The sequence below is a fragment of the Paraburkholderia sp. A3BS-1L genome (genome assembly GCF_051125215.1).
Lineage (GTDB): Bacteria > Pseudomonadota > Gammaproteobacteria > Burkholderiales > Burkholderiaceae > Paraburkholderia.
This window is the reverse complement of sequence record NZ_CP120442.1, coordinates 1630100-1655996: the sequence shown is the minus strand read 5'-3', so window position 1 is coordinate 1655996 and position 25897 is coordinate 1630100. Positions and strand designations below refer to the sequence as shown.

Here is a 25897-nt window from a genome sequence, read left to right as displayed (position 1 = left end):
ACATTTGCTGCCAAACACCATGTCCACACCCTCGACTTCCCTTGCCTCTGCGTCGTCCGCCGCGCGCGGCCAACTCTATGGCCAACTCAACGGCGTGCTGTTCGTTGCGCTGTTCGCCGCCGCCGTCACGCGCATCGCGGCGCTGCCCGCCGTCGCGGGTCTTGGCCTGAGCCCGCTGATCGTCGGCATCGTCGGCGGGGCGCTCTATGGCAACGCGCTGCGCCACGGCATGCCCGAAAGCTGGGCCGCCGGCGTCAACTTCTCGGCGCGCAAGCTGTTGCGCATCGCGGTGGCGTTCTTCGGGCTGCGCGTGAGCCTTCAGGAAATCGCCCAGGTGGGCCTGCCGGGCCTCGTGGAATCGGCGGTGATCGTGTTGAGCACGCTCGCGATCGGCACCTGGGCCGGCATGAAGCTCATGAAGCTCGACCGCGACACGGCTATCCTCACCGCGGCCGGCAGCGCGATCTGCGGCGCAGCCGCGGTGCTCGCCTTCGAATCCACGCTGCAGTCGAAGCCGCACAAGAGCGCCATGGCCGTGGGCAGCGTCGTGCTGTTCGGCACGCTTTCGATGTTCCTCTACCCGCTGCTCTATCGCGCCGGCTGGCTGCATCTTGACACCATGGGCGCCGGGCTCTTCTTCGGCGGCACCATCCATGAGGTCGCGCAGGTCGTGGGCGCGGCGAGCAGCGTGAGCCCCGAGGCCACGCATATCGCCACCATCGTGAAGATGACCCGCGTGATGCTGCTCGTGCCGGTGCTGCTTGCGCTCGGCGTCTGGCTGAACCGTTCGGCGCGCGGCGCGGCGGTTGGCAAGCAAAGCGGGCGCAAGCTCGCGGTGCCCTGGTTCGCGCTCGGTTTTCTCGCACTCGTGGTGGTGAACTCGCTCCACGTGCTGCCGGATTCGGCAACCCAGACGCTCAACCTGCTCGACACCTTCGCGCTCACCATGGCCATGACGGCGCTTGGCATCGAGACGCGCTTCTCGCAGATCCGCCAGGCCGGCCCACGCGCCCTGACCACCGGCTTGATCATCTATGTCTGGCTGGTCGGCGGCGGCCTCGCGATTACCTGGGCTGTGGAGCGGCTATTCGGATGATCATCGGCGATGGGCCTTTCCACCGTTTGAGAGACTGCGCACCGGCTTGCCCGGGCGCTTGCCCCGCCCCTGGCGGGGCTTTTTGCGTTTTTCGCGCCGGGAAATTGCATGGCGCCCGTACGCAACGAAGTGCACAAAGAACCACGCAAAAAGCCACACCAAGAAGCGAACAACGAAGCGAACAACGAAGCGAACGAAGGAGCGCACGAAGAAGCGCACGACGAAGTGCGCGAAGCGCAGCACAACGGGAAGTCGCAGCCCGCGCGCCGCAACGTGCCATTGCGCGCGATACTGTCGTCCCATGCCGCTCGCCGTACGGGCGGCCGTCGAGGCAATCCTTGTCCGGATGGAGACGACCGATGGCATACGAACTGTATTACTGGGACGGCCTGCAAGGCCGGGGCGAATTCGTGCGACTCGCGCTCGAGGAAGCGCGCGCGCCCTACGTCGATGTGGTACGCGGCGCGAAAGAGGACGGCCAGGGTATGGGTGCGATGATGGCCCAGCTCGACAGCGACGGTCCGTATCCGCCCTTTGCGCCACCGTTTCTCAAGGACGGCGATCTGATCGTGCCGCACGTTGCGAATATCCTGTTCTATCTCGGCCCGAAGCTGAAGCTCGCGCCGCGCGACGAGGCGCTGCGCCTGGTCGCGAACGGTTTGCAGCTCACGATCGCCGATCTCTTGACCGAGGTGCACGACACGCATCATCCCATCGCGAGCGGCCTGTATTACGAAGACCAGAAGGACGAGGCGAAGGCGCGCGCGAAAGACTTCATCGCGCATCGCATGCCGAAATTCCTGGGCTACTTCGAGCGCGTGCTCGCGCAAAACCCGGACGGGCCGCAGCATATGGTCGGCAAGGCGCTCAGCTATGTGGACCTGTCGATGTTCCAGATCGTCGCCGGACTGCGCTATGCGTTTCCGAAAGCCACGAAGCATCTGGCCGACCACTATCGGCACGTGAGCGCGCTGCACGACGCCGTGGCCGCGCGCCCCAACATCGCGGCCTATCTCGCCTCGCAACGGCGGCTGCCGTTCAACGAGACCGGCATTTTCCGTCACTATCCTGAACTCGACCGCGCCGCGCGCTGAATGCGCGGCATCCACTAACCAGAAAAATACCGAACCGCCGTGCTGTCATTCCTGCTGAAACTGCGCACCCGCGCTCGCGATCTCTTTCGCCTCTCCGACGCCCACACGATGCTGATCTGGTCGGTCATCGTCGGTATAGCCGGTGCGTTCGCAACCGTGCTCTTTCGCGAAGGCATCGCACATCTGCAGATCCTTTTCACTGGCAGCGAAGGCAGCTTCGTGGCGATGGCGCGCCGCCTGCCCTGGCACACGCGCATCTGGCTGCCGGCCGCCGGCGGTTTCGTGGCGGGCTGCTGCCTGCTGATCGCGAGGCGCAGCAGCGCGCCCGGCGGCGGCAAGCCGATGCACACCGACTACATAGAGGCCGTGGCGATCGGCGACGGCGTGATGCCGGTCGGCAAGAGCATCTGGCGCAGCGTCTCGTCGCTTTTCACCATTGCGAGCGGCGGCTCGATCGGCCGCGAAGGCTCGATGGTGCAACTCGCCGCGCTCGCGGCCTCGCTGATCGGCCGCTGGGTCCACTTCGATCCGCAGCGTCTGCGCCTGCTCGTGGCGTGCGGCGCGGCCGCCGGTATCACCTCGGCCTATAACGCGCCGATCGCGGGCGCTTTTTTCGTCACCGAGATCGTGCTTGGTGCAATCGTGATGGAAAGTTTCGGGCCGATCGTCGTCGCCTCGGTGGTGGCAAACATCACGATGCGCGAGTTCGCCGGCTACAAGCCGCCGTACGAGATGCCGGTGTTTCCGCCCGTCACGGGCGTCGAGGTGCTGCTGTTCGTCGCGCTCGGCTTGCTGTGCGGGGCGCTCGCGCCGCGCTTCCTGTCGCTGCTCGACCTGACGAAGGCCGGCTTCGGCCGGCTGAAGCTGCCGCTGCCCGCGAAGCTCGCGCTGGGCGGCCTTGTCTGCGGCGTGCTGTCGATCTGGACGCCCGAGGTCTGGGGCAACGGCTATAGCGTCGTGAACTCGCTCCTGCATTCGCCGTGGACATGGACCGCGCTCGCCACGGTGCTCGTGTTCAAGCTCGTCGCGACCGCCGCGACCGTGGGCTCGGGCGCGGTGGGCGGCGTGTTCACACCGACTCTCTTCATGGGCGCCGTGATCGGCTGCCTGTTCGGCCAGGGGATGCAGGCGATCTGGCCGCATGGCATCTCGGCGCCTTACGCATACGCGATGGTCGGCATGGGCGCATTCCTCGCGGGCGCAACCCAGGCGCCGCTCATGGCGATCCTGATGATCTTCGAAATGACGCTCAGCTATCAGGTGGTGCTGCCGCTGATGCTTTCGTGCGTGGTCGCGTACTTCGTCGCGCGCGCGACGGGCAAGAAGTCGATGTACGAGATCACGCTGCACCGCAATCGCGAAGAAGCCGAGCGCCTGCGCCTGCGCGCCACGCAGATGCGCGAGCTGATCCGCCCCGCCGATACTGTGGTGCGCGCCGACGCCACCGTGCAGGACATGACGCGCGTATTCCTCGAATACCCGGTGAAGTATCTCTACGTAACCGACGACGATAGCCGCTTCCTCGGCGCGGTCGCACTCGCCGACATCACCGACGACCTCCTGCAAAAGCACGACACCTCGAACAAGCGGGCGCGCGACTACCTGCGGGCCTCGTTCGACGTGCTCACGCCCGACATGCCGCTCGCAGTGGCATTGCAGCACTTCATGTCCTTCCAGGGCGAGCGTCTGCCCGTGATCGAAAGCGCGCAGCATCCTGCGCTGGCGGGGGTGGTCTACAAGACCTCGCTGCTCGACGCGTACCAGCGCATGACGCCTGAACGCTGACGGCCCCGCAAAAAAGCACGCACGTTCGAGACGCGCTGGCACATTTGCTGCCATTATGGGACCGTCGCTTGCGCGTGCGCCCTGGCGGACATCATTTCCCGCCCGCCGTCTCCCGCCTCATTGCACGCGCTGCGGCGCGCCCCGCTCTTCCCGGGTCAGCCGCGAGGCCATGCCCCCGAACCGTGGCCGCCCTGCCGCCCCGGTCAGCCGGATCGTCGCGGCACGGTACTTGCTGCGACCCTTGGGCCGCATGAGGAAAGGAGGTCGAGCGATGAAAACCTCGACACTGATGACCACCGTGCTGTTGTCTGCCTCGTGTTTTGCCGCACCTGTGCACACCCAGGACGCCCAGGTCGACCGGGCAAGCGCCCCGGTCCAAGCCCCCTTCGTGCGCTCGCCGATGAACGACGCCCCCGTGGCGCCGCCCGCGCCCGATATCCCGGTCGCTATCGGCATTCAGCACTGGAAATACCTGACCCTGCCGAAATCCCACCGCCTGGATCAGTCGGTGATCCCGGTCTTGCATCAGCAAACCTGAACGCCAGCGCCCGCGCGGGCGGCGGTTCACCGTGACGTGTGAGCGTGGCCATGCTGTTGGCCAGGATGGCCGGCGGCCGGCTGCGCCGGCGCCTCGCACCGTGCACATCCAGTGGCGGCGCCCGGCAAGGATTCGGTATGCTTGATCCGCTGCGCCACCCGTCTTTCCCGCCTCGACCCACCTGCCCCACAAAGGATCCGCCAGATGTCCGCCACACCCATCCCCGAAGAGCCGATCGATCTCCAGTTCACCGACGTGCTGCGCGAAGTGCGCTGGCCCTCCAACAAGGACGAACTCGTCGAAGCCGCCCGCGCCGCCGGCGCGAGCAACGAGGTGCTGGCAATCCTCGATGGCCTGCCCGAACAGGATTATCGCGACGTGGCTTCGGTCACGCGCCTGATCGGCAGCAACTACGGTCCTGGCCTCGGCATCTGAGGCTCGGCGCGCGCACGGCTCAGGCGTCGCGCCCGAACACCACGCGCGCAAAGAAGCGGCCAAGCACCTCCGTGACAACCGGCGGCGTGATGTGCTGCGGATCGGCGGCGGCAAGAAATTGCACGCCGTCGCACAAGCCGATCAGCCCGATCACGAGCAACTCGGGCGCAAGCGTGACCGGCGTGCCCGCGCGCGCCGAAAATTCCTCGATATAGGCGGCCAGCTGATCGCGCTTGTCCTTCATGAAGGCGTTAAAGCGCGTACGAAAGCGTGCATCGCGCGCCGCGAGCAACTTGGCCTCGACCCACAGCAAGAACGCCTTGTTGTCCTGCGGCAGGCGGCTGTAGTACTGGATCACGCGCGCTTCCATGTCGTCGCGCGACATGTTTCCGGCAAAAATCGCGAGCAGGTCAGCCTGCATCGCCTCGTGATCGCGCCGCAGCAATTCCACCAGCAGCTCCGACTTGCTGCGAAAGTTCGAATAGAACGCGCCGCGCGTATAGCCTGCCGTCTGAGCGATGTCCTCCACGCTCGCACCCACGAAACCCTTGCGCATGAACATGGCCTGGGCGGCATCGAGCAGGCGTGCGCGCGTCTGATCGCGGCTTTGCTCGCGGGTGAGTCGAGTGCGCTTGGCGGGTTGGCGCGTCATGGCGTGGAGAAATCGGACAGAAATTGAGACGGCGCGATAGTAGCGCGAGTCTAGCACTGAACGATTCCTCTGATTCAGATGAGTATTCAGATACACCGTTGTATTAGAATTCATTGGATTATCTGAGGCCGGCCGCGCGGCGAGGCACGAGACATTGAAGCGCACCACGCGCGACTGGACTGGACTCAGCAATGGCGCATATCCCGCCAACTCCGAGGTCATCCGGCCCGGTCAACCCGGCCCTCTCAGCCAGCACGGCGCACTGGGCCTGCGTCAGGGACTGTTCACGCTGATAACAGGCCCTGGCATCGAGGTCCAAGTGAATCATTGCGGTCGCGGCGCATCGAGCGGGATGCGCAATCAATCCGGTGGGTACGTCGAATCGATCCAGTTCCTCCGGCACGCGCTACAGGCGCTGCGGCATGGCCTGGCGCGCCTCGTTAGCCCGCTTGCCCGGGTTACCCCGCTAACCTCCTTAGTTGGGCTCTGCGCGCTCGCGAGCCTCGCGGCTTGCGGGAAAAAGCCGGAAACAGCGCCCTCGCCACGCCCGGTTGTCTCGATGATCGTCCATCGCGACGGCATCACCCCCTCGGCCACCTGGCCCGGCACCGTGCAGGCGCGCTACGCCACGCCGCTTTCGTTCCGCGTGAACGGCAAGATCGTCGAACGCAGTGCCCGTCTTGGGGACACCGTTAAGCCCGGCCAGGTGCTCGCGCGCCTCGACCCCGCCGACTACGAGAAGAATGCGGCAAGCGCGCAGGCACAATACGACGCCGCACAGCACCGCTTTGAATTCGCGAAGCAGCAACTCGATCGCGACACGGCCCAGGCTCAAGCCAACCTCATCGCACGCGCGCAGTTCGAACAAACGCAGGATGCCTACGCTTCGGCCGCAGCCCAACGCGATCAGGCGAAGCAACAGCTCGCGCTCGCTCAGGACCAGCGCCGCTACACCCTGCTCACGGCCGATCACGCGGGCGTCATCACTGCCGAAAACGCCGATACCGGCCAGAACGTGCAGGCGGGCCAGCCGGTCTACCAACTCGCGTGGGCGGGCGATGTGGACGTGGTGAGCGATCTTCCCGAGAACGCCATCGCCGCCGTGCACACCGGCGACGCCGCTCAAGTCACGCTGCCCGCGTTGCCGGGCCGAAACTACACGGCCAAAGTGCGCGAGCTGGCCGCCGCCGCCGACCCGCAAAGCCGCACCTGGCGCGTGAAGCTGACGCTCGATCAGCCGGACGCCGAAGTGCGGCTCGGTATGACCGCGAATGTCGCGCTCGCGGTCAACGCCAGCAATGCCGCCACCGCCGCGCAGCCCGACGGCGGCGCCTTCACGATACCGGCCACCGCGCTCTTTCACGATGGCAACGCGCCCGCGCTGTGGATCGTGCACGGCGCGGACAATGTGCTGCAATTGCGCCGCGTGAGCGTCTCGCGCTACGACGCGCGCACGATCACGGTCACGCAGGGCCTGAAGGACGGCGAGCGCATCGTGCTGCAAGGCGTGCACACGGTCACCGCCGGCGAAAAGGTGCGCCCGGTCGCGCCGCTGCACCCCGAGGATTTCGCGTCATGAGCCAGCGCAGTGACCAGCGCAGTGACCAGGCCCCGGGCTTCGATCACGACGAGGGGCGCTTCAATCTTTCGGCATGGGCGCTACGCCATCAGGCGCTGGTCATCTTCGTGATCGCGCTCGCCACGATCTTCGGCGCGCTCTCCTACTCGCGGCTCTCGCAATCGGAGGACCCGCCGTTCACGTTCCGCGTGATGGTGATCCAGACCTTCTGGCCCGGCGCCACCGCGCGCCAGGTCGAGGACGAAGTCACCGGCCGCATCGGTCGCAAGCTCCAGGAAACGCCCAATATCGACTACCTGCGCAGCTATTCGCGCCCCGGCGAATCGCTCGTGTTCTTCGTGATGAAGGACTCCGCGCCCGTGAGCGAGGTGCGCGAGACCTGGTACCAGGTGCGCAAGAAAGTGGGCGACATCGCGGCCATGCTGCCGCCGGGCGTGCAAGGCCCGTTCTTCAACGACGAGTTCGGCGACGTCTACACCAACATTTACGCACTCGAAGGCGATGGTTTCTCACCCGCGCAACTTCACGACTATGCCGACAATCTGCGCGAGACGCTCTTGCGCGTGACGGATGTCGGCAAGGTCGACTATTTCGGCGATCCGAACCAGCGCATCTTCGTGGAAATTCCGAACGCGCAGCTCACGCGCCTCGGCCTTTCGCCCACGCAGATCGGCCAGGCGATCGGCGCGCAGAACGCCATCGCGGCGGCCGGCACGATCAACACCGCCGACGACCGCGTATTCGTGCGCCCGAGCGGGCAGTTCACTGACCTCAAGGCGCTCGCGGACACGCTCATCAGCGTGAATGGCCGCAGCTTCCGTCTCGGCGACATCGCCACGATCCGGCGCGGCTACGACGAGCCGCCCGCCACGCAGATGCGCTTCCAGGGCAAGGCGGTGCTCGGCATCGGCGTCACGATGCAGCCGGGCGGCGACGTGATCCAGCTCGGCCACGCGTTGGACAAGCGCATCGAGGCACTGCGCCGCGGACTGCCCGCGGGCCTGAAGCTCGTGGAAGTGTCGAGCATGCCCGACGCGGTCTCGCGTTCGGTCGACGACTTCATCGAGGCGGTGGCCGAGGCCGTGGGCATCGTGCTCGTGGTGAGCCTCGTGTCGCTCGGCGTGCGCACCGGCATGGTGGTCGTGATCACGATTCCGATCGTGCTCGCCGTCACCTCGCTCGTGATGTATCTGTTCGGCATCGGCCTGCACAAGGTCTCGCTCGGCACGCTCGTGCTCGCGCTGGGCCTGCTCGTGGACGACGCCATCATTTCCGTCGAAATGATGGCCGTGAAGCTCGCGCAGGGCTGGAACCGCACGCGCGCCGCCGCGTTCGCGTACACGAGCACGGCGTTCCCGATGCTCACCGGCACGCTCGTCACGGTCTCGGGCTTCCTGCCCATCGTGCTCGCGAAGTCGAGCACGGGCGAATACACGCGCTCGATCTTCCAGGTCTCGGCAATCGCACTGATCGCCTCGTGGTTCGCGGCGGTCGTGCTGATTCCGCTGCTCGGTTATCGGCTGCTGCCCGAGCGCAAACCCGGCGCCGGCGCGCAGGGCGACCATCACGAAGCGGACATCTACGACACGCGTTTCTACCACCGCCTGCGCCGCTGGGTCGGCTGGTGCATCGAGCGCCATCTCGTTGTGCTCGCACTGACCGGAGGGTTGTTCGTGCTCGCGCTCGCGGGCTTCGCGGTGATTCCGCAACAGTTTTTCCCGAGCTCGGACCGCCCCGAGCTGCTCGTGGACGTGCGCCTGCCCGAAGGCGGCGCGTTCGACGCCACGCTGCGCGAGACGAGGCGCCTTGAAGCAGCGCTGCAGGGCCGGCCCGAGATCGACCACTCGATCGACTTCGTCGGCACCGGCGCGCCGCGCTTCTATCTGCCGCTCGATCAGCAATTGCAGAGCCCGAACTTTGCACAGTTCGTCATCACGACCAAGTCCGTGGAGGATCGCGAGAAGCTCGCGAACTGGCTCGAAACGAAGCTGCGCAACGACTTCCCGGCCGTGCGCACGCGTCTCTCGCGCCTCGAGAACGGGCCGCCCGTTGGCTATCCCGTGCAGTTCCGCGTGAGTGGCGACGACATCGCGACCGTGCGCAGCATCGCCGAGCGCGTGGCCGCGATCATGCGCGCCGACAAACGCGCCGACAACGTCCACTTCGACTGGGACGAGCCCGCCGAGCGCTCGCTGCACTTCGAGATCGACCAGCAAAAGGCGCGCGCGCTCAACATCTCCTCGCAGGACGTCGCGAACTTCCTGCAGATGACCTACTCCGGCTACACCGTCACGCAGTACCGCGAACGCGACAAGCTGATCGGCGTGGACCTGCGCTCGCCGCCGAAAGAACGCGTGGCTCCCGCACATATGCTCTCGCTCGCCATGCCCACGCCGAATGGCCCCGTTCCGCTCGGCGCGATCGGGCACCTCGAGAACACGCTCGAATACGGCGTAATCTGGTCGCGCGACCGGCAGTCCACGCTCACCGTGCAAGCCGACGTGCGCGCGGGCGCGCAAGGCATCGACGTCACCCATGCGCTGCAAAAGCAGCTGGAGCCGATGCGCGCAACGCTGCCCTCCGGCTACCGCATCGAAGTCGGCGGCTCGGTCGAGGAAAGCGCGAAAGGCCAGGCGTCGATCTACGCGCAGTTGCCGGTCCTCGCGATTGCCGTGCTCACGCTGCTCATGATCCAGCTGCAAAGCCTCTCGCGCGTCATGATGGTCGTGCTCACCGCGCCGCTCGGGCTGATTGGCGTGGCGCTCGCGTTGATCATCTTCCGCGAGCCATTCGGCTTCGTCGCGATGCTGGGCGTGATTGCCATGTTCGGCATCATCATGCGCAACTCGGTGATTCTCGTGGACCAGATCGAGAGCGACATCCGCGCCGGGCACAAGCGCTTCGATGCCATCGTCGGCGCAACGGTGCGGCGCTTCCGTCCGATCATGCTGACCGCGGCGGCGGCCGTGCTCGCGCTTATTCCGCTCGTGCCCTCGAACTTCTTCGGACCGATGGCGACCGCGCTGATGGGCGGCATCACGAGCGCGACCGTGCTCACGCTGTTCTTCCTGCCCGCGCTCTACGCCGCCGCGTTCCGCGTGCGCAGCAGCGAGACCGACACGCCACGTCCCCATGCGGAGAACGCATCATGAATCTGAACCGCATTCCGGGCCGCATTCCTGACGATGGCGCGGCGATCAACGCATGCCGGTCGTTCGCATCGAATCCCGCGAGCCTGCTCGCGGGCGCGGCAGCGCTGTGCGCGCTTTTCGCGAGCGCCTGCACCTGGGGTCCGGGCGGTGCGCCACCCGCGATGCCGGAGCCCGCGCACTATGGCGCGCAGGTGCAGCCCGCACAGACCGTCGCTGCTCAGGGCGTCGCCCAGCAATTCGTGACGGGCGCGCAACCGGTGCCGCAATGGTGGACGCTCTACGACTCGCCCGAACTCGACGCGCTCGTCGATGAGGGCCTCGCCAACAACCCGAATCTCGCCTCCGCCGATCACAGCCTGCAGGCCGCACGCGAGCAGTTGCGCGGCCAGTTGGGCAGCTCGATGCTGCCCACCGTCGATGCGCTCGGCATCGCACAGCGCAATCGCCTGCCGGGTGTTCCGCAGCTCGGCTTCGACAAGCTGCAATACGACATGTTCGCGGGCCTTGTCCGGGCGAGCTACTCGTTCGACATTTTCGGCGCGACGCGCCTGAACAACACGGCGCTCGCCGCGCGCGTGAACGTCCAGGCATTCCAGTACGAGGCCGCTCGCCGCGCGCTCGCGGCGAACATCGTCGCGAGCGCGCTGGGCTCGGCCACGCTGCATGCGCAGATCGACACGACCGAGCGGCTCGTCGCGCTCGCCAACGCGCAGGCCGACGACGTGCAAAAGCGCTACGCGCTAGGCGCTGCGTCGCACACCGATCTGCTCAACGCGCAGCAAAGCGCCGCTTCGCTCGCCGCCAATCTGCCGGGGCTACGCCAGCAACGCTCGGCGATGCGCCACGCGCTTGCCGTGCTGCTCGGGCGCACGCCCGACGCCGCACCGCCCGACCTCGACCTCGCGAGCCTGACTTTGCCCTCGCAGGTGCCCGTCGTCGTTCCATCGGAGCTGCTCAAGTCGCGGCCCGACATCCAGGCCGCAGGGGCGGCGCTAATCGCCGCATCCGCCGATGTGGGCGCCGCCACGGCGCAGATGTTTCCGAGCATCTCGGTTTCCGCCGGTCTCGGCCAAGGCGGCTTCAGCTGGCCCGTGGTGACTTCGGGCGCGGGTGCGCTCTGGATGATCGGCGCCTCGCTCACGCAGCCGCTGTTTCACGGCGGCGCACTCCTCGCACAGCGCCGCGCGGCCTTGCAGTCCTATGATGCGGCCAATGCGTCGTACAAGCAGACCGTGCTCGCGGCGTTCCAGGACGTCGCCACCCGGCTTGCCGCGCTCGAGCACGACGCTCAGGCGCTCGACGCAGCCAGCACGTCGGCGCAGACCGCACAGGGCGTCTTTGAAGAGACGAACGCACGCTACAAGCTGGGTGCGGTGCCCTACTACGCCGTGCGCCAGAGCGAACAGCAATGGCGCAATGCGCGGCTCGATGAAATCCGCTATCGCGGCACGCGTCTCTCCGATACGGCCGCGCTGTTCCAGGCCATGGGGCAGCCGCCAACGAGCACCGATGCCTCGGCTTCGAACGCGCAATCTCGTGCCGCGGACGGCAACGGCCACCCTGCCGCGACGACCTCAACGCAGGACTAGAACGCCCGTCCTGCCCCCAAGCGCGCGCAAAAGCAAAAACAACCACTACGCCGCGCGCTTCGTCCAAAGCCTCTTCCATCCGCCTCGCCTCTGTCATCCATTTCCGTCAGAAAGATCTGAGCCCTAATTTCAGGATGCAACTGCTAAACTGCGTCGCAAATTGAGATAAGAGCAAGCAAATTATTTCGGAATGCTACTTAAATCATGAACATTTCATCAAGCGACCTGCCATCGCCACGTGCGCTATCCAGGCAGCCTGTGTGCGACGGCGCATTTCAACCCCGACGACATTTATCATGGCACTCGTATCGAATCGCGGCCTCTGCGCCGCAGCGCTTCTCATGGCCAGCGTCGCTGCGCACGCCGAGCTCCAGTGCGCCACGGAGCGCGGTGGCTTCCGCGTGGAATCGGATAGCTGGGGCGGCACCGACAAACTCGAGCACTTTGCGGTTTCCGCGCCGTTCGGCGCGCTCGGCGGTTGGCTCACGCGCGACACCGATCATCCCGTGGTCTACGGCACGCTGATCGGCACGGCGCCCGGGCTCGCGCTGCAAGTCCTGAACGGCACCTGCCCCGGCGGCGGCTTCTCGTACAAGGACCTGTTCGCCGATGCGCTGGGCGCGCTCACTGGCGCGTGGCTCACACATTGGGCGCTCACCTATTCGCGCGAGCCGCACAGCCACACAATCGGTTTGCAGTACGACAACACCTTCTGATGCGCCACGCAGTGCTCCAATGTGCTCGTGTCTGCGGACAGCCTTGTGGATCAGTGAGTTAGCTTCGCTCTCCCAACGTTATCAACAGGGCCATCAACAAAAACTGTGGACAACGGAGCATCGGGCCGAAGTCAGGCTTATCCCCAATTTTTGTTGAAGGCCCTGTGGAAAAGCCCTGGGCAACCCGTCCAAGTCCTTGATGCAAAAGCAAAACGGCGCGCCCAAACAAAACGCGGCACATCGTTGCCGATGTGCCGCGTTCAGAACAACTCGTCCATCAACGAGCGCCCATCAAGGCTTGTTCGTTTCGAACAGATCCATGATCTGCTTGCGCTCGCTCTGCGTGACGCTCGGCGTCGGCAGTCCGCCCGGCCCCATGCTGCCGGTCGCCCCGCTCGCATCGCTGGCCGCCCCCGCCGCGTTACCCGACTCCATGCCGACCGCCGAGACGAAGCCCGCGCCCGGCGTCGCGTCGGAGTAGTACAGCTCACCGCCGATCGTCGTGAGACCCGCCGGCATCGGCGGCTCTTCCTGCGGCATGCCGCGCAGTGCTTTGCTCATGTACTCGACCCAGATCGGCAGGGCGAGTTGCGCGCCGAACTCGCGGCTGCCGAGGCTCTTCGGCTGGTCGTAGCCCATCCACGCCACGGCCACGAGGTTGCGCTGATAGCCGGCGAACCAGCCATCGTGCGCGTCGTTGGTCGTACCGGTTTTGCCCTGCAGGTCGTCGCGGTGGAGAACGTTGGTACCCGCGCCCGTGCCCGCCGTCGCCACCGAATGCAACAGGCTGTTCATCACGAAAGCGTTGCGCGGCGAGAGCGTTTGCGGCGCGTTCTGGCCCGCCACGAGCGGCTGTGCGCGCAGGATCGGCTGACCGTGCGCATCGTCGACTTCGGCGATCAGGTACGGGTTGATGCGATAGCCGCCGTTCGCGAACACGGAGTACGCGCCCGCCGACTGCAGCGGCGTGACGAGACCCGCGCCCAGCGCCATCGGCAGGTACGGCGGCGTCTTGTCCGCGTCGAAGCCGAAGCGCTGCGTGACATAGTCCTGCGCGTACTTCGTGCCGATGTACGAGAGGATGCGGATCGACACGAGGTTCTTCGACTTCTGCAGCGCGAGGCGCATCGACATCGGCCCTTCGGGATAGTCGTCGTCCTTCGGCTCCCACGCGTCGCCGCCCGGCGTGCTGGGCGGGAAGTACAGCGGCGCGTCGTTGATCATGGTGGCCGGCCCGAGACCCTTCTCGAGCGAAGCCGAATAGATGAACGGCTTGAAGCTCGAGCCCGGCTGGCGCCACGCCTGCGTGACGTGGTTGAACTTGTTCTTGTTGAAGTCGAAGCCGCCAATCAGCGCGCGAATCGCGCCGTCCTGCGGCGTGAGCGAAACCAGCGCGCCTTCCACCTGCGGCAGTTGCGTGATTTGCCAGTTGTTCTTGCTGTCCGCCATCAGGCGCACGATCGAGCCTGGCCGAATCTTCAGCGCAGCCGACGCACGCGCCGAAAGCCCGCTCGCGACAAACCGCAGCCCGTCGCCCGTGACGGTGATCTGCGTGCCGTCGAGCAACTGCGCAGTGACCGACTTCGGGCTCGCATCGATGACCACCGCCGAGACGATGTCGCCGTTATCGGGGTGATCGGTGAGCGCGTCGTCGATCGCCTGATCGCGGTCATCGCCCGCAGCGGGCAGTTGCACGAAGCCTTCGGGACCGCGGTAGCCGTGGCGGCGCTCGTAATCCATCACGCCCTTGCGCACGGCCGCGTAGGCCGCGTTCTGATCGGCGGAATCGATCGTCGTGGTGACCGTGAGGCCGCGCGTGTAGGTTTCGTCCTTGTACTGCGCATACATCATCTGGCGGACCATTTCCGCAATATACTCCGCATGCACGCTGTACTCGGTGCCCGCGGTGCGCGTATGCAGCGGCTCCTTGATCGCCTCGTCGTACTGCGCCTGGGTAATGTAGTTCAGGTCGAGCATGCGCTTGAGGATGTACTCCTGACGAATCTTCGCGCGCTTCGGATTGACAATCGGGTTATAGGCGGACGGCGCCTTCGGCAGGCCCGCGAGCATCGCGGCCTCGGCAAGCGTGATGTCCTTGAGGTCCTTGCCGAAGTACACGCGCGCCGCTGCCGAGAAGCCATAGGCGCGCTGCCCCAGATAGATCTGGTTCATGTACAGCTCGAGGATCTGGTCCTTCGTGAGCGCGCGCTCGATCTTGTAGGCGAGCAGCATTTCGTAGATCTTGCGCGTGTAGGTCTTCTCGCTCGACAGGAAGAAGTTGCGCGCCACCTGCATCGTGATCGTGCTCGCGCCCTGCGACGCTCCGCCGTGCATCAGGTCGGCGACGCCCGCGCGCAGGATGCCCACGAAGTCCACGCCGCCGTGCTCGTAGAAGCGGTAGTCCTCGATGGCGAGCACCGCTTTCTTCTGCACGTCGGGGATGTCCTGGAAGCGCACGAGCTGGCGCCGCTCCTCGCCGAACTCGCCGATCAGCACGTGATCGGCGGTATAGATGCGCAGCGGCACCTTGGGCTGATAGTTGGTGAGCGCATCGAGCGAAGGCAGTTGCGGACCCATCACGACGAGCGCGTAGCCGACGATCAGCGCGCCGATCACGCACAGCGTGGCGACCAGGCCGGCGAACCAGAGCGCGATCGTCGCGACGAACGAGCGACGGCGCACTCGCTCGTTGCGCGAGTCCTCGCGGCGCTGCGGCTGACGTCCATTGTTGAAGGAGGGTTCCCGATCGTTCGGGTACTGCGCGGAAGGCGGTCGTTTGATGATAGGCATGACTGGAATGATTGGCGCGTGGGTTCGCGCCCCCGGCTGCGCGCGGCTTGCGCGCATAGATCTCGATCCTGGCGTCATGGCGCCAATGCGGCGTGTGACAGCGCCGCCGCTTGAGCGCGGCGCTCTGGCGTGACCGGCAACGCCCCCGTTCGGCCACGCGGCGTGCCTGGCCGGCGCGCCGTCGCAAGGTTACTCTTTCAATACCCTTTCGCAGGGGCCTCTACGGAAGCATCCGTGCGAAATGTAACAGCGCATTCTAAATAATTCGTGCGCGGGCGGTCGCGCTTTTTTTGTAAGAGTTTTTTGGAAATGGGCCTGCGACCCTCATTTTGCGGGCGCATCTTTGCGTTGCGCATCGCCTGTCTCGTCATATGATGGAAAAGCTACTGCACGCTCTGCCCGTTTTGCTTGCCGGCCAATACGCGGGCTAATACGCCCCGCGACACCGGCGTCGTGCGCATGCGGGACCCCGGTTCACTCGAAGCCGATCCAACGGCCAGCCGATCATGAACAAGCCCAGCGAACGCATCGTCGTTTTCGTCACGTCCGCGCAAAAGCGCGCGATCTCCGCCACGGCCGATGAACTCGGCATCAGCATCAGCGAGTTGATGCGCCGCGCCGTGCTCGCTTTTGGCGCGACGAGCGACCCGGTGAAGGCAGCGAGCATCGTCGACCGGCTGAGCGCGACGCGCCAGCCCGACGCGCTCGCGCAAGTGCTGCGCAAAGCCGCGAAGCCGCTGCGCACGGGACGCTCGGCGGCACTGCGGCCGGCTGCCGTGGAGCCCGCAGACGAAGCACAAGCAAACGCTGATGACGCCGCTGCGCTTGCGGCGGGACCTGACGAACGCGCCGACGCCGTGCCTGAGGCCGGACTCGAACCGGACTCCGCACGCGCCGAGCGCGCCTTGGCCCAGGCCGTTGCCCGCCTGTCCGGCGAAGCCGCCGAGGCGGCCCAGGTTGCCGACACGCAAGCCGGTATCGCTGGCCAGCCCGACGCCGAACCGCTGCAGCCGCTGAGCGGCGCCCCGTTCGCGCGCGCGGCACACGATGACGACGACATGCACAGCAGCGACGCCGCCCCCAACGCGGGCAAATTCGCCTGAGCGCCCGACTGCTTTAGCGTTTGAACACGCGGTTTGAACGCGCGCGAATCGCACCAGGGCCGACGGCCCTTTAAGTCCCTTTTAAGAGACCCCGTGGTGTAATATCCGCGAGCGATGCGCCTGGGCAGGATCGATGGCGCAACGGTTAATTTAACCGCTTTGGCCTGTTGCAATTGGCCAAAGCGCCCCGAATTTCGCGCTGCATGCGCGGCTTGCACAAAGCGGCGTAATCTAAATGCGAGATTGCCGGGCGCAACGATCGGATCCGCAGCAATACCTCGCGACGCAACGCGAATGCCGCATGCGTGCAGCGCGGCCCGCTGGAGCATGGTGGGGCCAATCTCATTTCACCGGAGGAATACATGTCGCTTTTCGACTCCATCTCTCGCACGGTCAAGGGTCTCCTGAACGACGCCGCCGACTCCGTGCAAGACCCGTCGCGCGACGCGCGCCAGATCGTGCGCGAACTCGACGACAGCATCGCGAAAGCCGAGAACTCGCTCGTCGAGATCCAGGCGCAGGTCGCGATGCAGCAAAGCAAGCGCGACGTGGCCGCCGACAAGGCAAAGAAGTACGAGGACGGCGCGAAGCGGGCGCTGCAATCGGGCGACGAAGCCCTCGCGCGCGAAGCGCTCGGCGCCCAGAGCACGGCTGAAGCCGAACGCGATGCGCTCGCGGCCGAACTCGCCAAGCTCGAACCGTCGGTCGATCAACTGAAGCAGCAGATCGACGACATGCGCTCGCGGCGCAACGACCTCAACGCGCGCTCGAACATCCTGCAGGCGAAGCAGCAGATCGCCCAAGCGAAGGATGTCGCGGCCACGGCGCTCGGCGGCATTGGTGGCAAGAATCTGTCCGAGGACTTCCAGAAGCTCGAAGACAAGGTGAATCTCTCGAACGCACGCTCGGACGCCCGCCTGAACTCGGCGGATACGTCGAGTGGCAAGGCGCTCGACGACAAACTCGCCGCGCTGAACAAGGGCCCGTCGGTGGACGACCGCCTCGAAGCCCTCAAGAAGCAGCTCAATACGCCGGCACAGTAAATGCGCCGGAACGGATGCGGCGCGGCTGGCCAGTTCCAGTACGCGCCGCATCCACGTTTCGTATGTCATGGAGACGGGTGGCAAACCGCCCGGCCTGCAACATGAAAAAGTTTCTCGTCGCCGTTCTCGCATCGCTCGCACTCGTGAGCGGCCTGGCGTTCGCCGTGCCGAGCGCGCAGCAGATCGAATCCGCGATGTCGCAAGGCAACTGGCAACGTGCGGACGCGGGCCTCACCGAAGTCCTGCAGGCGCACCCCGACAATGCCCGCGCACATTACCTGTATGCGCAGGTGCTCAATCGCGAAGGCCGCTACGCCGACGCGCTCAAACAAATCCAGCAGGCGAAGTCGCTCGATCCGCAGGTCCGCTTCACGCAGCCGCAGCGTTTCGCGCAGGTCGAAGCGAAGATCCGTTCGGACGCGACGCGCGCCGGCGCTGTCACGACGAACCGCGCGAATAACCCGTTCGCCCAGCAGACCCAAGTGGCTGCGCCGTCGGCGCTCGCCGCAGCCGCGCCGCAAAAACACGGTCCCGGCATGGGCATGTGGATCGGCATTGTCGTCGTGCTGGTGGGCGTGGCGCTCGTGCTGCGCTGGACGCTGCGCCGCGCGAAATCCACGGAAGACGCGAAAGCCGGCGACGACCGCCGCGACCAACTCAAGCGCGCCACCGACCTGCTCAACGCCGTGCGCTCGCTCAAGCTCGACCTGAAGCTGTCGACTGCGGCGGGCCATGAAGCGCTCGAAAAAGAAGTCGAAGGCTTCGAGGCGCAATTGCGCAGCATGGTCGAAACGCTCTCGGGCAGCACGAATCCAGTGGCGCCGTATCAGATCGAGGATCTCGAGCGCCAGTTCGCGAGCCTCAAGGCGCGCGCCGAAGGCCGGCCCGATCCGAACGCCCAGGCCGCCGCCGCGCAGCCTTATGGCGAAGGTTCGGCCTATGCGCGCGAGGCGGATGCCGCGTTCGGGCACAACCCGCAATATCCTCCGCAGTACCCGCCCCAGCAGCAGCAACCGCCAGTCATCGTCCAGCAAGGCGGCGGTGGCATGGGCGGCATGGGGGGCCTGATGACCGGCGTGCTGCTGGGCCAGGTGCTCAATCAAGGCCGCGACCGGGTGATCGAGCGCGATGTCCTTGTCGACGACGAAGGCCGGCGCATTGTGCGCGATGGCGGCAATGGCGGGGGTGTCGACTTTGGCCAGGGCTCGAACGACTGGAACGACGGCTCGGGCGGCGGCGTCGATCTGGGCAGCAGCGACAGCTCGGATGACTGGAATACCTGAGCCGCTCCCGGCCGATGGCGCGCCATGACGGGCTCCCTCGCGGAGCCCGTTTTGCATCTTTCGCCTTTTGCCATTGATCTTTTGCGCGGCAACGCCCTCCATTCAGATATGACCACTCACGCGTCCTCGTCGCGGCAAGACACGCAAACCTCACCGCGCATCGCGATTGTCGGCAGCGGCTTTGCCGGCATCGGCATGGCGATCCGTCTGCGGCGCATGGACATCGAGACCTTTACGCTCTACGAGGCGGCAGAGAGTCTCGGCGGCACGTGGCGCGACAACGCTTATCCCGGCGCGGCCTGCGATGTTCCTTCGCACCTCTATTCATTTTCGTTCGAGCCGAATCCGAACTGGACGCGCACCTATGCGCCGCAGTGCGAGATTCTCGATTACCTGCGCCATTGCGCGCACAAATACGGCATCGAGCGCCACATCCGCTATCGCTCGCGCGTGAACGCCGCGCGCTTCGACGTCGGGCGCAGCGTGTGGATGATCGAGATCGAGCGCGACGGGGTCTTGCATACTGTCGAGGCCGATTTGCTGATCGCCGCGAACGGCCCGCTTTCGCGCCCCGCGCTACCCGCCATCGACGGGCTCGAGCGCTTCGAAGGCGCGCTCTTTCATTCGGCGCGCTGGAACCACGATTACGCGCTCGATGGCAAGCGCGTCGCCGTGATCGGCACCGGCGCAAGCGCCATCCAGTTCGTGCCGATGATTCAACCGCGCGTCGCACAGCTCACGGTGTTCCAGCGCACGGCGCCATGGATCATGCCGCGCCGCGATCGCGCCATCGGTACGCGTACGCGCTGGGTGTATCGCCATGTGCCGCTTGCACGGCGCCTGGCACGCGCGGCGATCTACTGGCAACTCGAATCGCGCGCACTGGGTTTCGTCGTCGATCGGCGCCTGCTCAATGCACCGATGAAGTTCGCGCGCAACTATCTCGCGCACAAGGTCAAGGACCCGGCGCTGCGCGCAAAGCTCACGCCCAACCATGTGCTGGGCTGCAAGCGCGTGCTGCTGTCGAGCCACTATTTCCCGGCAATCTCGCAGCCGAACGTGAACCTGGTAACCGAACCGATTCGCGAAGTGGTCGCCGACGGGATCATCACCGCGGATGGCGTGCATCGAGAATTCGATGCGATCGTCTGCGGCACCGGCTTTCAGGTAAATGATGTGGACGCGCCGTTTGGCGTGACCGGCTTGAACGGCGCGGATCTGGGCACAGCGTGGCGGCGCGACGGCCCCGAGGCGTATCTGGGCACCACCGTTGCGGGTTTTCCGAATTTCTTCATCGTCGTCGGCCCGAACACAGGCCTCGGGCACAACTCGATGATCTACATGATCGAGTCGCAAGTGCGCTATATCGCTGGCTGCATCGAAGCTCTGCGCAACCGCCATGCGCGTACGATGACCGTGCGGCCCGAGGTCCAGCGCGCCTTCAACACGCAGTTGCAGGCGCAACTCGCGCACACGGTGTGGACCTCGGGCTGCCGCAGCTATTACCAGACCATGAGCGGCAAAGTCACGTCGCTATGGCCAGGCTTCACGTTCACGTTCCGGCGCCGTACGCGCCGCGTGCGCGAGCGCGACTACGAGTTCGGGCGTTGAGCGCCCATCGGCCTGCCGGCATACACACGCGTTTCATAGGCGAAATTCACGCGCCCGTCACGTTGCGTCGCGTCGAACAGTTCGCGCAGCGCGGCGAGCATCGGCTCGTGGCGCGCATCGTCAGGCTTCGGCGCATACGACGAAGACGCGAGACGCCCCCGCAGTCCGTCGTAGTCGAGCAGTTGCGCATTCGGAAACACGGTCTTGTGCTCGAAGCCGTCGCCGAACCAGTCGGCCATGGCGTCGTCGTCGGGGTACGTCTCGGCCACGCTCGCGTAGTCGGTGCTGAATTCGCGCAGCAGCGCTTCGTAACCCTCGAGAAACGCCGAGCCCTTCAAGAGCCGGCTGTTCCAGAACAGCACGATCTTGCCGCGCGGCTTGAGAATGCGCGCGAACTCGCGCCGGGCGTCCGCCTTCTCGAACCAGTGAAACGCCTGCGCCGCTGTCACGAGATCGATGCTCGCGGCTTCGAGCGCCGTGTTCTCCGCAGAGCCGGCCACGCTCCGATAGCCGGGGTTGTCGGCATAGTTCGCGAGATAGCGGTCCGCGGCCTCGCGCATCGCCGCGTTCGGTTCGACGGCCACGACCGGGTGGCCCGCATCGAGAAAGAGTTTCGCCGAAATGCCGGTGCCCGCGCCAATGTCGGCTACCGTGGCGCCTGGCGCAATGCCGCATTCGACATGAGCGAAGGTCGCCACTTCGCGTGGATAAGTCGGCCGGTACTTCACGTAGTCCGCGACCCGATCGGTGAAACGCCGGGTGGAATCGTCGATCATCGTGTGCCCTCGTGTCGTGTGCGCCGCGTTCCGGCCGCCTCGCACTCAGGCGCCGCTCAAGAGCTTGAGCAACCCCCAAAGGAAGCGGCAGACCATGACAATCAGCTCCCAGAGCTGAATCAGTTGTTGCCAGAGCGCTACGATCGCGCCCTCTTTCACTATTACTTCGATCATCGTGTGCCCGCTGCAGGCCGCACAGGACGCCGTGCTACATGGCGCTGGCAGTCCGCCTGTATTTCTCGATCATAGCCCCATAGCCGCCTGGCACGCTAAAGCCCCCCGGGAACGCGAACGCGCTGAAAAAAAGAAAACGGCGCGTGAGCCGATGCCCACGCGCCGCCATTTGCAGGGTAACGCCCGCTTGCCCGCGAGTGCGTCAGACCGCCATCGCCATGCGTTTGCGCTCGGCGCGCTGCATGAAGTAGTTGCCGATGATCACGCCCGCCGTCACCACGAGAATGAAGAGCGTCGCGAGCGCGTTCATCTCCGGGTTCAAGCCGAGGCGCACACGCGAGAACACGACGAGCGGCAGCGTCGTCGAACCGGGGCCGGAGAGGAAGGCCGAGAGCACGAGGTCGTCGATCGACAGCGTGAACGACAGCAGCCAGCCTGCCGCAAGCGCCTGCGAGATCAGCGGCAGCGTGATCTGGAAGAACACCTTGAAGGGCGTCGCGCCCAGGTCGAGCGCGGCTTCTTCCAGCGACGGATTGAGCTCGCGCACGCGCGATTGCACGATGATGGCCACATAGGAAATGCACAGCATTACGTGGCCGATCCAGATCGTGAACACGCCACGCCCCGCCGGCCAGCCGAACAGCTTGCCCATTTCCACGAACAGCAGCAGCAGCGAGATGCCCTGAATCACTTCGGGAATCACGAGCGGCGCGTTGATCATTCCCGAAAAGAGCGTGAAGCCGCGAAAGCGCCCCATGCGCGCGAGCACGAAGCCCGCCCACGTGCCGATGATCACCGAGGCGAACGCCGTCATCAGCGCGACGCGCAGCGACAGCCACGCGGCGGTGATGAGCTCGTCGTCGGTCGCGAGCGCCTGATACCAGCGCGTCGAGAAATGCGTCCACACTGTCACGAGCTGCGAGTCGTTGAACGAGTAGACGATCAGGCTCAGGATCGGAATATAGAGGAACGCAAAGCCGATGCCGAGCGCGATGAACTGCAGAACACGATTCGGCTTCATTTGCCGCGGCCCTCCAGTTCCTTCGCCTGGAAGTGCTGGAACAGTGCCATTGGCACGAGCAGCAGCAGGACCATTGCGCAGGTGACGGCGGAAGCCATCGGCCAGTCGGCATTGTCGAAGAACTCGTTCCACATGACGCGGCCGATCATCAGCGTGTTCGCGCCGCCGAGCAACTCGGGAATCACGTACTCGCCCACCGCCGGAATGAACACCAGCAGGCAGCCCGCAATAATGCCGTTCTTCGAGAGCGGCAGAGTGATCTCCACGAACGCGCGCCACGGTTTCGCGCCGAGGTCATAGGCGGCTTCGAGCAGCGTGAGATCCATCTTCACGAGGTGCGCGTAGAGCGGCATCACGAGAAACGGCAGATACGAATACACCATGCCGATATAAACCGCCGTGTTCGTGTGATAGAGCTCGATGGGCGAATGGATGATGCCGAGCGACATCAGGAAATTGTTCAGCAGTCCGTTGTTCTTCAGGATGCCGATCCACGCGTACACGCGAATAAGGAACGACGTCCAGAACGGCAGCATCACCGCCATCATGAGAACGTTGCGCGTGGCCGGATTCGAGCGCGCGATGTAGTACGCCATCGGATAGCCGATCAGCAGACACAGCAGCGTCGAGATGGCTGCCACCACGACCGAATTCACGTAGGTCGCGAAATACAGGCTGTCCTGAAGCAGGAACGCGTAGTGCGAAAGATCCAGCGCGATGTGCCAGACGCCATTCGCGTACGACGTGAGCTCGGTGTATGGCGGGATGCCGAGCTGCTGGTCGGCGAAGCTGATCTTCACCACCAGCAAGAACGGCACGAGGAAGAACAGCAGCAGCCAGAAGAACGGGCCCGCCACGACGGCCGTGCGGCCGGTCAGGTTGAAACGCTTCGCCGGCCAGTGCAGCAGATTCTTGAAGCTCAGCGCGCTCATGACGTCAGCACCACCCCGGCCGATGCGCTCCAGCGCACGTAGACCTCGTCGTCCCAGGTGGGCGAGTCGATCTCGGAGAGCGCGAGGCTCGACATGTTCGCGATCACCGTCTTGCCCGATTCGAGCTGGACGTGATAAAGCGAGTAGCCGCCCATGTACGCGACGTTCTTGACGACGCCCTTGCCCCAGTTGAACGCGCCCTCGGGCGGCTTGCGCGTGAGCGCGATGCGCTCGGGCCGCACCGAGATCGTCACGGGCATGCCGAGCGGACCGGTGATGCCGTGGTTCACGTAAAGGCGCACCGTCAGGTCCGGCGACTCGACGAATACGTGATCGGGCTCGTCCTCGACCACGTTGCCCTCGAACAAATTGGTCGAGCCGATGAATTCCGCCGAGAAACGGCTGTTCGGAAACTCGTAGACCTCATTGGGCGCACCCAGCTGCACGATCTGCCCTTCGCTCATGACTGCGAGACGGTCGGCCATCGTCATTGCCTCTTCCTGATCGTGCGTGACCATGATGCAGGTGACGCCCACGTTCTCGAGAATGTTGACGAGTTCGATCTGCGTGCGCTGGCGAATCTGCTTGTCGAGCGCCGACATCGGCTCGTCGAGCAGCAACAGCTTGGGACGCTTGACGAGCGAGCGCGCGAGCGCGACGCGCTGCTGCTGGCCACCCGAGAGCTGATGCGGCTTGCGTTTGGCGAAACGCGACATCTGCACGAGTTCGAGCGCGACGGCCACGCGGTCCTTGAGTTCGGACTTCTTCACGCCCTCCTGGCGCAGCCCGAAGCCGACATTCGACTCCACGGTCATATGCGGAAAGAGCGCATACGACTGGAACATCATGTTGACCGGACGACGGTACGGCGGCAGCATCGCGAGATCCTCGCCGTCGATCAGGATCTTGCCCGAGGTCACTGTCTCCAGACCGGCAAGCATGCGCAGCAAGGTGGATTTGCCGCAGCCCGAGCTGCCGAGCAGCGCGAACAGTTCGCCCTTCTTCACCGACAGGTTGACGCCCTTGACGGCCGTCGTTTCGCCAAACTTCTTGACGACGTCAACGACCTGCACGAAGTTGTCCGCGGCGCTATCCGCCGTGGCGTTGCCCGAAGGCAGCACGCCGGGGGCTGCCGGCGCGCTCGACTGGTCACTCATGATTCTCTCTGCCCTGCCTGGTTCTGCCTTGATGCTGGACGGGGTTGACGAACAAAGCCCCCGGCATCATGCCGAGGGCTCGGGTAAAGCGATCAGAAGACGCTACGCGCACCGCCAACGCAATCTGTCAACGGCGCGCCAGCGCATCAGCGGCCCGACTTGAACTCGGTCCACAGACGCGTCTGCAGACGCTGGATCTCAGGCGGCAGCGGCTTGAGCAGGAACAGCGTCTTCAGGACTTCGGGCGACGGGTAGACGGCCGGGTCGTTGGCGATGTCCTTGTTCACGTACTTGCGTGCTTCGGCGTTCGCGCTCGGGTAGTAGACCGCATTCGTGATGGCCGCGTGAACCTGCGGCGTCTCGATATAGTTGATCCACTCGTGAGCGGCTTCCTTGTGCTGCGCGTCCTTCGGGATGGTCATCACGTCAAACCAGATCGGCGCGCCGCCCTTCGGGATGTAGTACTCGATCTTGTACGGCTTCTTCGCGTCGATGGCGCGATGCTTGGCGATCACGACGTCCCCCGACCAGCCGTAGGCAAAGCAGATGTCGCCGCCCACGAGGTCGTTGATATAGCCCGACGAGTTGAACTGCGTGATGTACGGACGGATCTTCTTCATCATCGCGAGCGCGGCGCGATAGTCGTCCGGGTTCGTCGAAAGCGGGTCCTTGCCGATGTAGTGCAGCGCGGCCGCGAACATCTGGTCCGGTGCGTCGAGCACGGATACGCCACATGCCTTCAGCTTCGAGATGTTCTCGGGCTTGAAGAGGATGTCCCAGTTGTCGAGCGGCACGTTCTTGCCAAGGATCTGCTGCGCCTTGGTGACGTTATAGGCGAGTCCGGTCGTGCCGTAGGCCCAGGGCACCGCGTACTTGTTGCCCGGATCCGCGCCGGCGACCAGCGCCATGAGTTGCGGATCGAGATACTTGAGGTTGGGGATCTTCGATTTGTCGAGCGGCGAAAAAATGCCGGCGGCAATCTGCTTGCCCGCATAGTTGCTGGTCGGCACCACGATGTCGTAGCCCGAATTGCCTGCGAGCAGCTTGGCCTGGAGGGTATCGTCGCTATCGTAGTTGTCGTACTTGACCTGAACGCCGGTCTGCTTCGTGAAGTTCGGGATCGTGTCCTTGGCGATGTAATCGGACCAGTTATACACATTCAGTTGCGTATCCTTCGCCACCGACGTCACCCACGGCGCCGCGCACAGCGCGAGTACAGCCAGTTTCGCCAAAACCCGTTTCTTCATCCCGTTCTCCGCTTTTAGCCGATTGATAGCCCGATTGAAGGCCTGATTGTTAACCTGCCTGTTAGCTTGCGTGCTGCTTGTCCCTGCCGGTATTCAGCCTGGCGGCGCCCGCCTGAATATTTCA

Annotated in this window: 22 protein-coding genes; 13 read left to right on the top strand and 9 right to left on the bottom strand. The window is 65.1% G+C overall.

Going from position 1 to position 25897, the window contains the following annotated elements; all coding sequences use genetic code 11:
• Positions 1-19: 19 nt before the first annotated feature.
• Positions 20-1096 (top strand): YeiH family protein, encoded by a 1077-nt coding sequence (locus P5W99_RS07440; protein ID WP_434662382.1) that lies wholly within the window; start codon positions 20-22, stop codon positions 1094-1096.
• On the opposite strand, the gene P5W99_RS07435 is transcribed toward P5W99_RS07440, so the two are convergent.
• Complete coding sequence (locus tag P5W99_RS07435; RefSeq protein WP_434662380.1) at positions 1097-1462, bottom strand: hypothetical protein; 366 nt, start codon at positions 1460-1462, stop codon at positions 1097-1099.
• Between P5W99_RS07435 and P5W99_RS07430 the strand changes: the two genes are divergently transcribed.
• The 4 genes from P5W99_RS07430 to P5W99_RS07415 all read left to right on the top strand — a co-directional run bounded on the left by P5W99_RS07430 (position 1456) and on the right by P5W99_RS07415 (position 4948).
• The gene (locus P5W99_RS07430) at positions 1456-2190 is read left to right on the top strand and encodes a glutathione S-transferase (RefSeq protein ID WP_421023936.1); all 735 of its coding nucleotides are present in this window, start codon (positions 1456-1458) and stop codon (positions 2188-2190) included. The two genes, P5W99_RS07435 and P5W99_RS07430, sit on opposite strands and share 7 nt — an antisense overlap.
• A 39-nt stretch (positions 2191-2229) precedes the next feature.
• Positions 2230-3975, top strand: a complete 1746-nt coding sequence (locus tag P5W99_RS07425; RefSeq protein WP_421023935.1) for a ClcB-like voltage-gated chloride channel protein — start codon at positions 2230-2232, stop codon at positions 3973-3975.
• 271 nt (positions 3976-4246) lie between these two features.
• Entirely contained in the window at positions 4247-4513 is a 267-nt protein-coding gene (locus P5W99_RS07420) for a hypothetical protein (RefSeq protein ID WP_421023934.1), read from the top strand.
• Positions 4514-4717: 204 nt separating this feature from the next.
• Positions 4718-4948, top strand: coding sequence for a DUF2795 domain-containing protein (locus tag P5W99_RS07415; protein ID WP_421023933.1), 231 nt, complete (start codon positions 4718-4720; stop codon positions 4946-4948).
• Positions 4949-4967: 19 nt separating this feature from the next.
• On the opposite strand, the gene P5W99_RS07410 is transcribed toward P5W99_RS07415, so the two are convergent.
• Positions 4968-5600, bottom strand: coding sequence for a TetR/AcrR family transcriptional regulator (locus P5W99_RS07410; protein ID WP_434662377.1), 633 nt, complete (start codon positions 5598-5600; stop codon positions 4968-4970).
• Between the two features lie 427 nt (positions 5601-6027).
• Here P5W99_RS07410 and P5W99_RS07405 point away from each other — a divergent pair, with 427 nt between their 5' ends.
• From P5W99_RS07405 to P5W99_RS07390, 4 genes are all read left to right on the top strand, one after another.
• Positions 6028-7179, top strand: coding sequence for an efflux RND transporter periplasmic adaptor subunit (locus P5W99_RS07405; protein WP_421025210.1), 1152 nt, complete (start codon positions 6028-6030; stop codon positions 7177-7179).
• The gene (locus P5W99_RS07400; protein WP_421023931.1) at positions 7176-10331 is read left to right on the top strand and encodes an efflux RND transporter permease subunit; all 3156 of its coding nucleotides are present in this window, start codon (positions 7176-7178) and stop codon (positions 10329-10331) included. Before P5W99_RS07405 ends, P5W99_RS07400 begins: the two co-directional genes overlap by 4 nt.
• Positions 10328-11920 (top strand): efflux transporter outer membrane subunit, encoded by a 1593-nt coding sequence (locus P5W99_RS07395; protein ID WP_434662374.1) that lies wholly within the window; start codon positions 10328-10330, stop codon positions 11918-11920. Before P5W99_RS07400 ends, P5W99_RS07395 begins: the two co-directional genes overlap by 4 nt.
• A gap of 296 nt (positions 11921-12216) precedes the next feature.
• Positions 12217-12636 (top strand): hypothetical protein, encoded by a 420-nt coding sequence (locus tag P5W99_RS07390; protein ID WP_421023929.1) that lies wholly within the window; start codon positions 12217-12219, stop codon positions 12634-12636.
• 291 nt (positions 12637-12927) lie between these two features.
• Here P5W99_RS07390 and P5W99_RS07385 read toward each other — a convergent pair whose 3' ends face one another.
• Complete coding sequence (locus tag P5W99_RS07385) at positions 12928-15426, bottom strand: penicillin-binding protein 1A (protein ID WP_421023928.1); 2499 nt, start codon at positions 15424-15426, stop codon at positions 12928-12930.
• 506 nt (positions 15427-15932) lie between these two features.
• Between P5W99_RS07385 and P5W99_RS07380 the strand changes: the two genes are divergently transcribed.
• The 4 genes from P5W99_RS07380 to P5W99_RS07365 all read left to right on the top strand — a co-directional run bounded on the left by P5W99_RS07380 (position 15933) and on the right by P5W99_RS07365 (position 20466).
• Positions 15933-16529 carry a hypothetical protein gene (locus tag P5W99_RS07380; RefSeq protein ID WP_421023927.1) on the top strand — a complete coding sequence of 199 codons (597 nt, stop codon included), beginning with the start codon at positions 15933-15935 and terminating at the stop codon, positions 16527-16529.
• 362 nt (positions 16530-16891) lie between these two features.
• Complete coding sequence (locus tag P5W99_RS07375) at positions 16892-17572, top strand: PspA/IM30 family protein (protein ID WP_421023926.1); 681 nt, start codon at positions 16892-16894, stop codon at positions 17570-17572.
• Positions 17573-17673: 101 nt separating this feature from the next.
• On the top strand, positions 17674-18855 hold the full coding sequence (locus P5W99_RS07370) for a tetratricopeptide repeat protein (RefSeq protein WP_421079452.1): 1182 nt from the start codon (positions 17674-17676) through the stop codon (positions 18853-18855).
• A gap of 108 nt (positions 18856-18963) precedes the next feature.
• Positions 18964-20466: a flavin-containing monooxygenase gene (locus P5W99_RS07365; protein ID WP_434662369.1), complete on the top strand. Its 1503-nt coding sequence runs from the start codon at positions 18964-18966 to the stop codon at positions 20464-20466.
• Here P5W99_RS07365 and P5W99_RS07360 read toward each other — a convergent pair.
• The 6 genes from P5W99_RS07360 to P5W99_RS07335 form a co-directional block, all read right to left on the bottom strand.
• The gene (locus tag P5W99_RS07360) at positions 20448-21242 is read right to left on the bottom strand and encodes a class I SAM-dependent methyltransferase (RefSeq protein WP_434662366.1); all 795 of its coding nucleotides are present in this window, start codon (positions 21240-21242) and stop codon (positions 20448-20450) included. The two genes, P5W99_RS07365 and P5W99_RS07360, sit on opposite strands and share 19 nt — an antisense overlap.
• A gap of 45 nt (positions 21243-21287) precedes the next feature.
• On the bottom strand, positions 21288-21416 hold the full coding sequence (locus tag P5W99_RS07355) for a hypothetical protein (protein ID WP_421023922.1): 129 nt from the start codon (positions 21414-21416) through the stop codon (positions 21288-21290).
• Between the two features lie 202 nt (positions 21417-21618).
• The gene (locus P5W99_RS07350) at positions 21619-22437 is read right to left on the bottom strand and encodes an ABC transporter permease subunit (RefSeq protein ID WP_421023921.1); all 819 of its coding nucleotides are present in this window, start codon (positions 22435-22437) and stop codon (positions 21619-21621) included.
• Positions 22434-23369, bottom strand: coding sequence for an ABC transporter permease subunit (locus P5W99_RS07345; RefSeq protein ID WP_421079449.1), 936 nt, complete (start codon positions 23367-23369; stop codon positions 22434-22436). The genes P5W99_RS07350 and P5W99_RS07345 overlap by 4 nt, the downstream gene beginning before the upstream one ends.
• The gene (locus P5W99_RS07340; RefSeq protein ID WP_421079448.1) at positions 23366-24526 is read right to left on the bottom strand and encodes an ABC transporter ATP-binding protein; all 1161 of its coding nucleotides are present in this window, start codon (positions 24524-24526) and stop codon (positions 23366-23368) included. Before P5W99_RS07340 ends, P5W99_RS07345 begins: the two co-directional genes overlap by 4 nt.
• 146 nt (positions 24527-24672) lie before the next feature.
• Positions 24673-25773, bottom strand: a complete 1101-nt coding sequence (locus P5W99_RS07335) for a polyamine ABC transporter substrate-binding protein (protein ID WP_421023918.1) — start codon at positions 25771-25773, stop codon at positions 24673-24675.
• Between the last annotated feature and the right edge of the window lie 124 nt (positions 25774-25897).